Below are 14,160 nucleotides of genomic sequence, written 5' to 3'. Positions count from 1 at the left end.
TATTTTCTCAACCCGTTTTTTTGTAGTTAAAATTTCTAAATTAATAGTTAGGGAGTAAATAGTTTACTCAATTGATCGTTAGGGATGCCCTTGAAATAATCATCAAGATTAAATTGGTTGAGCACATTTAGTATCTCTTCACGATCATATTTAAGATTCAAAAGTTTTTCTTTAATGTCATTAACATCTTTCATACCAAAGAAATCACCATAAATCTCAACATGCTCTATCTTACCATTTTCGATATTGTAACGAACATCAACTGTTCCCATATCGAAGTGTTTTCTTTGTTTAGCTGTAAAGGCAGGAGATTTACCATAGACCCAGTCCCAGTTGTAATAATATTGTTCTTTGATTTTGTCGATTTCTTTTTGATCAGCATCAGTTACGACATATTCGTGATCTTTAATTTCATCTAAATTATCGGCATGGAATAATTCTAATAATAAGCGGTCGCGGAATTGCTCTGTTGTTAAATCTTGGTACTCAGGAGCTAAGTATGGACGTAAGTTAGTAACTCTTGAGCGAATTGACTTAATTCCCTTAGAAGCTATTTTATCCTTGGAAACGTGCAAAGCTTTTGTTAGAACGTCTAAATCGACATCTAAGGATAAAGTTCCATGAGAGAATGTCTTATTGTTTCTAGAATACATAGCATTGCCAGAGAATTTCTTGCCATCGACTAAGAGATCATTGCGACCGGACACTTCGGCAGTTGTGGCTCCCATTTGATGCAAAGCGTCTATAATTGGTTGCGTAAATGATTTGAAATCACCGAAGTTTTTATCATCTGAATCAACCACGAAACTGAAGCAAAGGTTGCCGAGGTCTTGGTAAACTGCTCCACCACCAGAGATGCGGCGTGTTACAGTGATATTGTTATCTTTGATGTAATCGCTATTGATTTCTTCAATTGTGTTTTGATTACGTCCTACAATAATACATGGTTTTTCAATATAGAACAGTACTAATGGTTCATCGAATTTGACGTTATTCATTAGGTATTGTTCCGTAGCTAAGTTATCACGAATATCGCGATCTTTCATTACAACATAGTACATGGGAAAACCTCCTCTTATTTGAAAGCGTTTTAATAGTAGCATACTTTACAATTTGCAGAAACAAATTATCAGCTATTTATCAGAATGTGTCCTAATTTTTAGCATTTCTTGATGGACGAGCGTATGTGCAGCACGATTATCCTTGTCAGCAATGTGCTTGGCAAAATATTCAGGAAAGTTTTCAAGCTCAGACAAAATGTCATCGAGTATCGGTTGATAATTTTTGGAATAATTCTTGTCCAAACTATCGATGACGATTTGACTGTCGGAATGGATTAAAACTATCTCATCATTCCAATGATTTTCTATAATTTTTTGCAAAGCAATTTTTAAGGCTAAGAATTCGAGATAATGATTATCTTGATTATCTTGGTGAAGTGCATCTTGATAAATTTTGTTATTTCGTTTTATTACGTAAGAGACGACGCCTAGATTTAAATTAGTATTTAATCCGGCATCGGTGTACAATTTAATCATATTATTTAGAACCTTTCAGGAGAAATTATGTCAAAGAAACATTTTGTTCAACCAGCTGGTGCATGGGGAATCATCATGTGGTCGATTGCTTTAAGTCTTGCATGTTTAGGGTCTATTTTACAGTTGGAAATTATGGCGCTAAGCTTTATTCCGTTTTTAGTTTGGATTATTGATGGAATTTACGTCTTCTACATTATAGCTAACTCTTGGGTTAGAATAACAGACGATGAAGTAGTCATCAAAGAGCCTTACTACAAAACCCGCAGTTTTAAACATGCGGAGGTTGGTTTAAAGATAGATAATAAATGGACGATTGAGTTTGATTTTAATAATCACGATTTCTTTCCATTTAGGGTAACTTCTACTAGGGGAATTTTAAATCTAATTAGAAAAGAAGCAGGTGAAAGCAATGTCATTTCCAAGTGATATCGAAATCGCTCAAATCAATGAGCACGATAAAATGAAAAATATTAACGAAATTGCTAACAAGGTCGGTTTAACTGCCGACGATATTGAACCTTACGGTCATTACAAGGCCAAATTTTCTGCTCGCAGCATCGGCAAAGCAATGGAAAAAGATGACGGTAAATTAATTTTAGTTACTTCGATCAATCCTACTCCTGCCGGTGAAGGTAAATCGACGGTTGCCATCGGTTTGGCTGATTCGTTGCAATCATTAGGCAAGAAAACTGTTTTGGCTTTACGTGAACCATCTCTTGGACCAGTTATGGGGATGAAAGGCGGCGCTACTGGTGGTGGATTTGCTCAAGTAGTACCGATGGAAGATATCAATCTTCACTTTACAGGCGATATGCATGCTTTAACAAGTGCTGTTAACACTTTAGTAGCCTTAATCGATAATCATATCCATCAAGGAAATAGTTTGAACATTGATCCAAGAAGAATCGTTTGGAAGAGAGCCTTAGACATTAACGATCGTGCTTTAAGAAATACTGTAGTTGGTTTAGGTGGTCCATTCAATTCCATGCCTCGAGAAGAACATTTTGAAATCACCGTTGCTAGCGAATTAATGGCTGTACTTTGTTTAGCTCAAGACATTGACGATTTAAAAGAAAGAATTTCAAGTATCTTGATTGCTTACACTTTTGACAAGAAACCCGTTTTCGTCAGAGATCTTCATGTTGAAGGTGCCATTACTGTTCTCTTAAAAGATGCATTGAAGCCTAATTTAGTTCAAACACTGGAAAATACTCCAGCTATCATTCACGGTGGTCCATTCGCTAACATTGCCCATGGTTGCAATAGTATCTTAGCTACAAAGTTAGCTATGAAACTTGGCGACTATGCGGTCACAGAAGCTGGCTTTGGAGCCGATCTTGGTGGCGAGAAGTTCCTTGATATCGTGACACCAAAACTCAATCATGCTCCAAATGCAATTGTCATCGTGGCAACTGTGAGAGCTTTGAAATATAATGGCGGTCAAAAATTAGCTGATATCAAAGATGAAGATTTGAACGCATTGAACTTAGGTTTTAAGAATTTGAAACGTCACATCCACAACATGCGTTACTATCACATTCCTGTGGTTGTCGCTATCAATAAATTTGAAACTGATACTGCTAATGAAATTAAACTTTTGACATCCCTTTGTGATGAAGTCGGTGTAGAAGTTGAATTGGCAGAGATTCACCACAATGGTAGTAAAGGTGGTCAAGCTCTTGCAAAAGCAGTTGTTCGTGCTACCGAAAAAGAAGCCAACTATACTCGTCTTTATGAAGACGGCGAAACTACTGAAGCTAAGATTGCTACAATTGCTTCCGAAGTATATGGAGCTAATAATGTTGCTTACAGCAAGAAAGCTTCAAACCAATTGCAAGTTCTAAAAGACAATGCTTGGGACGATTTACCTGTCTGTGTTGCCAAAACTCAATATTCATTGAGTGACGATCCTAAAAAACTGGGTTCACCTAAAGACTTTACGCTTCATGTAACTGATATTGTACCGAAGTTAGGTGCAGGCTTTGTCGTTGTCTTAACTGGTAATGTTATGACAATGCCAGGTCTTCCCAAGAAACCAGCCGCTTTAGGGATGGATGTCGACAATGAAGGAACAATCGGAGGACTATTCTAGTGCAGTTGGTTTATTGGCTGCTATTTGCAGTTTTAATAGTTGGTGATCAAACGCTGAAATATTACGTTACGACCAATATTGCAACAATGAGCGTCCATGATTTTATTCCAGGTATCGTTTCAATTACGCATATCACTAATACTGGTGCTGCTTGGAGCATGCTTGAAGGTAAAATGTTATTCTTTTACATTGTGACTATCATTGCTGTGGTAGTTTTAGTATATTTATTTATAAAAGCTGATAAAAAAGATTATCTTTATCGATTTTCTTTGATATTCTTATTAGCGGGAACAATGGGTAATGCAATTGATCGTTTTACCAGACATTATGTGGTCGACATGTTCAATTTAGACTTTATCAATTTTCCAATTTTTAATCTGGCCGATACCTACATCACGATTGGTGTAATCTTCATTATCGCGTCATTGATTATCCAATTAGCAGGTGAGAAAAATAATAAGTAAGTCTTTAAATTTAGAGTACAACGAAACAAAAAAAGGTCGCTTAGATACATTTTTAAGTACTGAAATCAGTGATTTTACAAGATCTCAACTTCAAAAATTCATCAAAGATGGCAACGTTTTGGTCAATGATAAAGAAATAACTAAAACGGGGGCCAAATTGACGACTGGTGATAAAATCATTGTTAACATTCCTAAAGAAAAACCTTTAGAGGCTATTCCCGAAAACATCCCGTTAGACATCGTTTACGAAGACGAAGATGTGATTGTGGTCAATAAACCTCAAGGGATGGTCGTTCATCCGGCTGCTGGTCATCCGGATAAAACTTTGGTCAATGCTATTTTGTATCATTGTCAAATCAACGACAGCGATGTCATTAGACCAGGTATCGTTCATCGAATCGATAAAGATACTTCTGGTCTATTGATGATTGCAAAAAATAATTTAGCAAAACAATCTTTGATGAAGCAATTGAAGGAGAAGAGTAATCTCCGTGAATATGTTGCCATCGTTCATGGCAACTTCCAAGAAAAGACTGGTCGAATCAATGCACCACTGGGGCGTTCCAAGACTGATCGTAAAAAACAAGCAGTTGTTGAAGATGGACGTCATGCAGTCACTCACTTTACAGTTTTAGAACAGTTTGAAAATTATTCACTGTTGAAATTGAAGTTAGAGACTGGTCGGACTCATCAAATCAGAGTTCATATGAAATACATTGGTCATCCCGTTGCTGGGGACCCATTGTATGGACCGAAAAATACCCTTGATGGTAAGGGACAATTCTTACACGCAAAGACCCTGGGCTTTGAACATCCTAGAACGCATAAGTGGATGGAATTTTCAGTTGAGCCTCCACAGATTTTTCTAGATACACTAGCACAATTGCGTCATCGACAATCTTAATCGTGCTATAATTTAGAAATAGAATTGTGTGTGATTATAAAAATAGTAAAGCACTCACTTAGTGAGTGCTTTTTTGAAAGTAGGGAATAAATATGGCTAAAGAAATTATTGATGGTCAAACAATGACACGTGCTTTGACTCGAATAACATATGAAATTATTGAACGAAATAAAGGAATCGATGATTTAGTACTAGTTGGTATTAAAACTCGTGGTGTTTTTGTGGCTCACCGGATCGAATCAAGATTAAAACAATTGGAAAACATCAAGATTCCAGTTGAAGAGCTAGATATTACTCCTTATCGTGATGACCAAACTCATGATGAAAAGGATCTTACTAAAGTAAAAACGGAACCATTAGATATTGATATAAATAATAAACATGTAATTTTAACAGATGACGTTTTATATACTGGTCGGACGATTCGGGCCGCTATGGATGCGTTAATGAATGCCGGACGTCCTAAGAAAATCTCTCTAGCTGTTTTAGTTGACCGTGGACACCGTGAACTACCAATTAGAGCTGACTTTGTAGGCAAAAATATTCCGACTTCTCAAAAGGAAAAAATCAAAGTATCAATGAAAGAAATTGATGGCGAAGACAAGATTGAAATTGAATAAGCTATCTTTAAAGGAGTTGCTATGGAATGAAACGTTATTTAATTTTAGAAGATGGAACCGTCTTTCCAGGTGAAGGATTTGGATCTTCTATAATCACTACTGGACAATTAGTGATTTCAAATAACCGGACTGGAATCGAACAATCAGTAACTGATCCTGATACTGAAGGTCAAATTATTGCGTTCACGATTCCTTCTGTTGGTAACTCAGGAATTAATCGAGATTTCTACGAATCAATCAATTCCCAATGCAAGGGAGTCGTTATTGGTTCATCCAGCCTTTTGACAGTCGATAAATCGATTTCTTTTGAAGATTGGATTACTAGTTTAAAAATTCCTGGGATTAAAAATGTTGATGTTAGAGCATTAGCAAAACATATTGCTGAACATGGAGAAATGAAGGCTAGCATTATGGATACGCACGATGAGCATGCCATTGATCAAATCAAGGCGCTAGTTTTGCCACCAGATTTAGTCAAACGCGTTTCGACGCGACAATCGTATCCTAATCCTAATATGGGCTTAAAAATCGTTATCGTCGATTTAGGACTTAAATATTCAATTTTACGGCAATTATCATATCGGGACTGTAATTCGGTAATCGTCAATTATAAATCAACGGTTGAAGAAATTGAGAATTTACATCCTGATGGGATTATTTATTCCAACGGACCAGGAGCACCAGAAGATTTACCTAAAACGATTGAAACTATTCAAATTTTGCAAAAGAACTACCCCATCCTCGGAATCGGCTTGGGGAACCTTTTGATTGCGATGGCTAATGATTGTCAGATTGAAAAATTGCCACAGCCGCACCACGAATCTTCTTTAGCAGTTAAAGAAGTTGCCAGTGGCAAAATTGATTTCGTCAATCACAATCATTCTTATACCCTTGATCCAAAATATATTAGTGCCTCTGATTTTATCGTTACTAACGTTTGCGTTTCTGATGGAACGATTGAAGGGATTCGTCACGAATATCTACCAATTATGGGTGTGCTCTTTGAACCCGAAGCAGCCCCAGGACCTACTGACGGATATTATGTCTTTGATGAATTCATCGATTTGATTGAATCAGTCAGACAGCAAGAGGGAGTTAGAAGTCAATGGAATTAGATGAAATACATAGCATATTAATTATTGGACCAACGAGTAGCGATAAGAACGTTGATTTGTCGACGGCACTTTACGATACAGTCGACATTTTGCACCAATTGGGTTATAAAATCTCAATCATTGTTGAGGATCCAACTTCACTGTTATCATCAGGTGATTTTTACGACAAGACCATCGTTGAAAAAGTTAGCGGCGAGAATGTTTTGAAGTATGTGCAAAAATATCATCCCGACGCTATCTTGCCAACAGTGGGGGACCGCAATGCTTTGGGAATAGTTGCTAGTTTGAATGGTAAGATTGGGAAAACTAGAGTTCTGGGTCCAAATTATGCAGCCTCATTAGCAACTTTCAAGCGTGAATTGTTTGTCAAACGTTTAACCAAAGCTAATTTACCCGTGATTAAATTTGTTTCTTCTGATGATGAAAAAGAAATATATAGTTTCATTCGTTCCATCGGCTTTCCAATTATCGCTCGCAGAAGATATTCGAACCGTCACTCCAGTGGCTGGACTAATATCAATAATCTATTTGAATTAGATAACTTCATGGCGATGGAAGATATCGACGATACTAAAATTGAAATTGAACGTAGTATTCGTGGATTCAGCGAATATTCATTTACTATTTTGCGAGACCGCTTCGATAATTCCGCTCTGATTGGCACAATTGAGGATATTGAACCAATTGGGATTCACCATTTGGATTCCAACTTGATTTCCCCAGCTGTTTCATTGAACGACTCGAAGCTTCAACGTTTACGAAATTTCTCGATTAAGTTAGCACGAGCTTTTAACGTTGTTGGTGTCTGCACAGTCCATTTCGCTTACAATCACGTTACCAATGAGTCTTATATTACGGAATTTATTCCTCGATTAAGTGAGGAGACTAAATTTTTGGAGTATGCTACTAGTTATCCTTTGGCAACTGCCGTGGCTGAATTATGTCTCGGGTATCACTTAGATAAATTGCAATTAGATGCTGGGAATTCCTTCAATGGAGCCACAGAACCATTTGTTGACCATATCACTTCGAGATTTCCTCAATGGAAAAATGACAAGCAAAGATACCTTGGACCAAGTAAAACTTCCAATTCAAGTATCGTCGTCAATGGTTTTAGTTTGGAGGAAGTTCTCAATAAGGGCGCTTTAAATGACAAACTGAACAATAATTTTGAACGATATAATGAATTGAAAAAATTAGATGACGATGAATTATTTGAAAAAATCATTCATCCCACTAATTGGATGCTGGATGTTTTGTTAGAGGCTTTGCGTAGAAATTTTGAAAAGCCTGTTCTATCAGAAATTACGGGGATAAATTTACCGTACTTAGCTGCTTTACAAAACATTATCGATAACAGCTTGATTATTCGTGAAGGCGAGATTGATGGCGGAAATGTTGAAAGAATGGTCGAAATGGGAGTTAAGGGTGTTGGACATAGCAAACTATTGCTCGACAGTCCTGACATTGTCACAAAAACTGTTGTTAAAAATAAGCGTGCCGTCTCTGTAGCTAACAATCAATATATCAACCATAATTATTTTGTAACTAGCGGTATCAGTAACGAGTTGGAATTAAGCGATCGAAAGAAGATTATCGTTCGTACGCCGATTATTACTTCAAAAACTGATATCATGATTCGACAATTCGTTTTATTCCAACTTGCTAAATCAATTGACCAAAACGGTTTGGAACCAATTATCATTGGTCGCGAGCCTTGGAATTCGCCTTTGAGAACGAGACGAAAAGTTGTCGAGATTGACGATCCTCACATGGAAATCAAAAGTTTAGACTTAATCGATAGCGACAGTATCTTAAATATTATTGATTTATCGAAAAATATGGTCGATACAGACGATGACCGAGTATTTCAGTTCAGTGCCCAAGAAATTAAAAATATTGATTTAACGGGCAATACTACTGTTAAAATCATGGTCATCAGCGATGGCCAAAATTATCTTGCTCCATCGGTAATTTATCGTGGCAAGCGTGATGGCCATACTTATGAAATTAGCTCGGTCAATAATTTCATGACGGTCGAAGATCGGGCTGATTTTGCCGGTTTGATTTCTCAAGAATTAGAAAAAGACAATCATGTTGATATATATAACTTTGAATTAGTCAAAAGTAACGGTCATTGGCTGGTAACTAAGAAGTATCGAGGAATGACCAACGATATTATCAGACATGAATTAGCTAGTTCGGTCCATGTAATCGATACTTTAGTCAAATTATTGCTTGGTAATAAGATTGGTTCAGATTTGTCACTCGAAGATATTTTCAATAACTTTGATACGAAGTATCTTTTAACAATAGATAAAAAACGTTATAAATTATTGGATAAAGATGAAATTCAAACTAAATTGCATGAATTACGTAAAAAAGAATAAAGTAAAATGCCCTAAAGTCGTCAAGTTATACTTAACGCTTTAGGGCATTTTGATTTTTCTATTCTTTTAAGTCAGCGACTAATTTACGATCTGGATCAACCAAAACCGTCTTTTGTCCTTCAAAAATCACAAATCCAGGTTTAGCACCATTAGGTTTACGAATATGTTTGATTTGAACATAATCGACGGGAACTTTGCTGGAATCACGAGCTTTAGAATAATATGCTGCAATCGTAGCTGCCTGAACGATTGATTCTTCATCTGGCGTGCTAGTCTTTAAAATAACATGAGAGCCAGGGATATCTTTGACGTGGAACCAATAATGATTCTTTTGGGAAAGTTTCATTGTCAATTGGTCGTTTTCCAAGTTATTCTTACCAACGGTGATTTCAATTCCATTAGTTGTTTGGAAATTCTCGCCGACTTTCTTCTTGCGTTTTCTGCGAGCATTCTTTTTCTTCTTTTTGATGTAGCCTGATTGAATCAATTCATCAACGATCCCATCAACATCTTCAATATCAACATACTCAAGGGAAGCTAAAACTGAATCTAAATAATTGATTTCGTTAGTTGTTAATTCGAGCTGTTGCTTAATATGAGGGATTGAATTTTGCAACTTCCGATACTTCTTATAGTAACTTTGCGCATTTAATGAAGGAGAATACTCAGGATTCAACTTAATCGTAACGTCTTCATTATTATAATAATTCGTCAAGGTGATAGAACTGGAACCATGTTGAATTTTCGACATATAAGTCGTCAAAAGTTCGCCATAAAGATTATATTTATTCATCACATCAGTTTTATCTAGTTGCTTGTGTAGTTTTTTGACCTTTGATTTATCCTTTTTAAGGATGATATCCAAGCGTCTAGTAATATTTTTGGTTTGTTGCTCAATCCGGTCAACTCGAGCTTTATCCAGATAAAAATTATCTAGCAATTCACTTAAAGTTGCATAGGACTTCACCTCAGTCGTCGTATTGGAAAAGGCAATTGGGAAGAAACCTAACTTATGCTTGCTTTGAGAATTAGCAGTATTAGGATGAAGATTGTTTTGATAAAGATTGATGAAGTCATCAAAAGTTTTCCCATTAGCAATGAACTTTTCTAATTCAGCTGACGTATCCAGGCCGATTCCTTCGTATTTCTTACGAATATCGGAAGCAGATAAATTCGATAAATTTTCATCTTTCGTTGAAAATGGATTGATTTTATTTTGTGCTGGCGGTAACTTATAATCGTCCCCTGGAAGGAGTCCACGGAAACTATTATTCTCGGGAGAGACACGTTTGATCAGGTCAATTATTCGACCATTTTCTTTATTAATTAAGAAAATATTACTGTGGCGTGCCATAATCTCGATGATAAGTGTATAATCGTGAATATCGCCCAATTCATTTTTGGCCGAAAGATCGACCATGACAACACGATCGTTATTTAGTTGATGAAAATCTTTAACGATAGCACTGGTGATGTATTTTCGTAATGACATCACGAATGTTGAAGGTTTTGCAGGATTAGCAAAGGGTTGATCAGTTATCTGAACTCTTGCATATGAGGGATGAGCTGACAACAGGAGTTGACGATTCTTACGATTACTTCTAATTGTAAGAATCAATTCGTTAGCAAATGGTTGTTGAATCTTACTGATTCGACCACCGCTAAGGTTTTGATTTAATTCGTTTACCATCACATGGGTAAACATTCCGTCGAAAGACATATTTTGCTTCCTTTCTAATATTGCTCAATAATTTCTGAAACTTTTATTCTGTAACAAATATAATATCGTATGAATATGATATAATCTAAGGGTTATACAATCATTATACGTAACCAAACAAGGAATTGATAAATTTATGAAAATAGCCATTGTAACTGACAGTACATCTTATTTGCCACAAGAAATAGTCAATAAATATAATATAACAGTTGTTCCAATAGAAGTAGTCTTTGATAACAAAACTTATCGTGAAGATATCGATATTACAACTTCACAATTCTATGAATTATTACAAGATTCACCTGAACTACCTTCAACGGCTCAACCTTCAATTGGCGAAATGATGAACGTATACGATAAACTGGCTAAAGAAGGCTATGATACCGTAATATCGATTCATTTGGCAAGTACTATCTCTGGATTTGTAAATAATCTAAAAAGTGCTGCTCAACTAATTGATAATATTAATGTTATTGTTTATGATTCTCAAATTACTGTACGCTTAATGGGATATTTAGCACAAGAAGCTGCTAAAATGGCTCATGAAGGCAAAGATGTCGATGAAATTATCGGGCGTCTTGATACCTTAAGAGATTCGATGGGTGAATCCTTCGTCGTTGACGACTTGAAGAATTTAGTCAAAGGTGGAAGATTATCAAATACTTCCGCTGTAATAGGCACCGTATTAAATATTAAACCTTTATTAGAATTTGACAATGATTCTCATAAAATTGTGGCTTATGATAAGGTCCGTTCCATGAAGAAAGCCAAATTAAAGGCTGAAGATAAACTTGCGACTGCTATGGAAAACGCTACGCATCCCTTAAGACTTTTAGTAATCGATGCCGATGATCCAAGTGCTGGAGACAGTTGGGCAAAGGATCTTCAAGAAAAATATCCAGAAACAACGCTTGATCGTTCTTACTTTGGACCTGTTATTGGAGTTCATCTGGGCAAGGGTGCTTTAGCTATTGCTTGGATTAGGGATTTCGATAAATCTTAAAATAAAGCCGTAAGGCTTTTTTATTTTATCAGAATAATATAAAATAATTATTAGAATAAGTTCTTTATTAATATGTCTAATGAGTTAAAATAAATATAACCATTATTTCCATAATGAAAAGGGGAGTATCATGTTTTCTAAAACTAAGAGAGCGGCTATGTTACTAGCCGCAAGCGCACTTCTTGCAACGAGTTTAGGAGGGAATGTCGCTTATGCTGATGCAGCGACTGCTAATAATGCAATCAATACTTCAGAACAAACCACCACTGATAATTCTGATGGTGTCTCAACGGCGACAAATGATGACAGTGATACGACTAATCAAGTTGTTCAACCATCTACATCTAGTCAATCTGGTGAAACTAATCAAACTAGTCAGTCACAATCAAAGGAAAATGACAATGTAGCAACAACTCAATCAGCTTATCAAAGTATTGATGTTGCTGCTGTTAAGGCAGCAATGTTCACTGAATTGAATCGATTACGTGCTCAAAATGGTTTATCTGCACTCAAGATGGTCAATCCATTGAATGTTTACGCTCAATCAAGAACTGATAGCTTTATTAATACTGGTAGCGTAGATAATCATGTGGGTTGGAATTCAGCTGACATGTATCCATATAATTTGAATGCTGAAGAGAATATTGCTCAAATGCCTTATTCAATGATTGGTTCAATTGATCCAACAACAATCGCACAAAAGATTACGCATGAATTTTATAGTGAAACTTATGATCCAGAACCAAATTATGGTCACAGAAAGAACATGTTGAATCCATACATCGACTATGTTGGTATTGGTGTTAGCATTTCTCCAAATGGTATGATTTATTTTTCACAAGAAATGGGTAATGATAAAGCATCTAATAGTAAATATGACGCAAACGATGTTTACTCTTATTATTTAACTAATGAAAATGATTATGCCAATGTTTCACAATATGACCTGGCCAAAAAAGATGGTGCTGATTATCAAACACGGGATAATTACCAAACTGCTGATCTTCGTGGTGGGGTAACCACAAAGAATCAAGTAACAACTGTTTATGACCGCGATGGTAACAAACGGACTGACATTGCCTTGGCACCAAATTCTTCTTGGATTTCTGACATGATTGCTATTATTGATGGCGGCTTCTATTATCACGTCAGCACCAATGGTTTCGTATCAGCTAATGATGCCTTGCCTTGGGCCAGTTTCTTAGCCGGTTCATCTGTTACAGCAACTACCAATGCTACTATCTATGATGATAACGGTAACCCAACTGGACTCACAGTTGCACCAGGTACTGATTGGATTGTTGACAGAAGAGCGGTTAACCCTAAGACAAACGTGAAGATGTATCGTATCGGTACTAACGCTTGGATTCAACAAAATCAATTGTCACAAAATTAATAGTAGAATATTTTCCAATTAAATAGACTATCAATTCTTAAATGAGTTGATAGTCTATTTTTTTATCCAAAGTCTACTTGATCTAACATCTGTTCTCGTGATTCTTGATCTAATCCTAAATAAGCTAAAGTCATTTGTTGACTACTGTGATTCAACAAGCGCATTACTAAAGCAATATTATAATTCGACTGCAAGTAAACTCGATAGGCACCAGTCTTTCTCATCGTATGTGTACCCAAATAATTAATATTTAAGAGGTCGCCAACTTTTGCCATTACTTTATAAAATTGTTTTTCAGAAATATGGCGTTCGGGACGTTCCATAGATGGGAATAACCACTCTGATTGGATATGATTTTCTAAAAGCCATTTTTGATAAATCAATAAATCTCTAGTTATTGGTCTTAAATATAAAGTATTTGGTTTGCCAGTTTTCTTATCGTGAATATAAGCGTTCTTTTTTATCTCGTCATAATCATCAAAGACATCGTGATATTTTAAAGACATGACATCAGAGACTCGCAAAAGAGTTGCCTTGCCAGTTTGAAAAATTGTGTAGTTGCGTCGTCCATATTTAAAATTCCTTAAAAGAGTATTTTTAACCTCATTGAGGACATTTGTATCTTTTATTGGTAAAACTAGCTGTTTCATAGCACCCTCCATGGTAGGGGCTATTATTTCGTTTTATTAATAAATAACCCCTAGGTATTTATTGTAATTTTTCTAGGTTGATACGTCAAGGTTTTATGGGGTCTATTTCTTACAAATAGACCCCGTTTTGAGTATAAAAAGAGTATTTTTGAGAATCTTAATTCTATGAACAAGTTCATCTTCAATGTGACCATCTCTACGTTTGAAATTCATAGAATGAACGTGTCAGACATATCAAAAATCACAAAAATAAAAGCTCATACTAATT

Annotated in this window: 13 protein-coding genes; 9 read left to right on the top strand and 4 right to left on the bottom strand. The window is 36.0% G+C overall.

All coding sequences use genetic code 11. The features are described from left to right. Positions 1 to 47 precede the first annotated feature (47 nt). Both FHL05_RS02690 and FHL05_RS02685 read right to left on the bottom strand, forming a co-directional pair. Entirely contained in the window at positions 48 to 1,061 is a 1,014-nt protein-coding gene (locus tag FHL05_RS02690; protein ID WP_153385783.1) for a lipoate--protein ligase, read from the bottom strand. Between the two features lie 72 nt (positions 1,062 to 1,133). Next, positions 1,134 to 1,538, bottom strand: a complete 405-nt coding sequence (locus FHL05_RS02685) for a reverse transcriptase-like protein (protein WP_153385782.1) — start codon at positions 1,536 to 1,538, stop codon at positions 1,134 to 1,136. A 27-nt stretch (positions 1,539 to 1,565) separates the two neighbouring features. Here FHL05_RS02685 and FHL05_RS02680 point away from each other — a divergent pair, with 27 nt between their 5' ends. The 7 genes from FHL05_RS02680 (at position 1,566) to FHL05_RS02650 (ending at position 9,123) form a co-directional block, all read left to right on the top strand. Further along, on the top strand, positions 1,566 to 1,964 hold the full coding sequence (locus FHL05_RS02680) for an EbsA family protein (protein WP_153385781.1): 399 nt from the start codon (positions 1,566 to 1,568) through the stop codon (positions 1,962 to 1,964). Beyond that, positions 1,948 to 3,630, top strand: coding sequence for a formate--tetrahydrofolate ligase (locus FHL05_RS02675; protein WP_153521961.1), 1,683 nt, complete (start codon positions 1,948 to 1,950; stop codon positions 3,628 to 3,630). Before FHL05_RS02680 ends, FHL05_RS02675 begins: the two co-directional genes overlap by 17 nt. Then, on the top strand, positions 3,630 to 4,094 hold the full coding sequence (lspA, locus tag FHL05_RS02670) for a signal peptidase II (protein ID WP_162000177.1): 465 nt from the start codon (positions 3,630 to 3,632) through the stop codon (positions 4,092 to 4,094). Before FHL05_RS02675 ends, lspA begins: the two co-directional genes overlap by 1 nt. Further along, positions 4,087 to 4,998 (top strand): RluA family pseudouridine synthase, encoded by a 912-nt coding sequence (locus tag FHL05_RS02665; RefSeq protein ID WP_162000181.1) that lies wholly within the window; start codon positions 4,087 to 4,089, stop codon positions 4,996 to 4,998. The genes lspA and FHL05_RS02665 overlap by 8 nt, the downstream gene beginning before the upstream one ends. 92 nt (positions 4,999 to 5,090) lie before the next feature. Next, positions 5,091 to 5,618 (top strand): bifunctional pyr operon transcriptional regulator/uracil phosphoribosyltransferase PyrR, encoded by a 528-nt coding sequence (pyrR, locus tag FHL05_RS02660; protein ID WP_153385779.1) that lies wholly within the window; start codon positions 5,091 to 5,093, stop codon positions 5,616 to 5,618. Between the two features lie 26 nt (positions 5,619 to 5,644). Further along, complete coding sequence (locus FHL05_RS02655; RefSeq protein WP_153385778.1) at positions 5,645 to 6,733, top strand: carbamoyl phosphate synthase small subunit; 1,089 nt, start codon at positions 5,645 to 5,647, stop codon at positions 6,731 to 6,733. Then, on the top strand, positions 6,724 to 9,123 hold the full coding sequence (locus FHL05_RS02650) for an ATP-binding protein (protein WP_153521959.1): 2,400 nt from the start codon (positions 6,724 to 6,726) through the stop codon (positions 9,121 to 9,123). Before FHL05_RS02655 ends, FHL05_RS02650 begins: the two co-directional genes overlap by 10 nt. Before the next feature lie 58 nt (positions 9,124 to 9,181). Here the strand turns inward: FHL05_RS02650 and FHL05_RS02645 are convergent, their stop codons facing one another. Next, positions 9,182 to 10,843 (bottom strand): Rqc2 family fibronectin-binding protein, encoded by a 1,662-nt coding sequence (locus FHL05_RS02645; protein ID WP_153385776.1) that lies wholly within the window; start codon positions 10,841 to 10,843, stop codon positions 9,182 to 9,184. 136 nt (positions 10,844 to 10,979) lie between these two features. Here FHL05_RS02645 and FHL05_RS02640 point away from each other — a divergent pair, with 136 nt between their 5' ends. Both FHL05_RS02640 and FHL05_RS02635 read left to right on the top strand, forming a co-directional pair. After that, positions 10,980 to 11,846 carry a DegV family protein gene (locus FHL05_RS02640; RefSeq protein WP_153521957.1) on the top strand — a complete coding sequence of 289 codons (867 nt, stop codon included), beginning with the start codon at positions 10,980 to 10,982 and terminating at the stop codon, positions 11,844 to 11,846. A gap of 130 nt (positions 11,847 to 11,976) precedes the next feature. Then, positions 11,977 to 13,242, top strand: a complete 1,266-nt coding sequence (locus tag FHL05_RS02635) for a CAP domain-containing protein (protein WP_153385774.1) — start codon at positions 11,977 to 11,979, stop codon at positions 13,240 to 13,242. A 62-nt stretch (positions 13,243 to 13,304) separates the two neighbouring features. Here the strand turns inward: FHL05_RS02635 and FHL05_RS02630 are convergent, their stop codons facing one another. Further along, positions 13,305 to 13,892, bottom strand: a complete 588-nt coding sequence (locus FHL05_RS02630; protein WP_153385773.1) for a site-specific integrase — start codon at positions 13,890 to 13,892, stop codon at positions 13,305 to 13,307. Between the last annotated feature and the right edge of the window lie 268 nt (positions 13,893 to 14,160).

This window comes from Companilactobacillus halodurans (assembly GCF_009600995.1).
GTDB classification, from domain to species: Bacteria; Bacillota; Bacilli; order Lactobacillales; family Lactobacillaceae; genus Companilactobacillus; species Companilactobacillus halodurans.
Note: the sequence above shows the minus strand (reverse complement) of the source record. Positions and strands in the feature narration are given on the sequence as shown.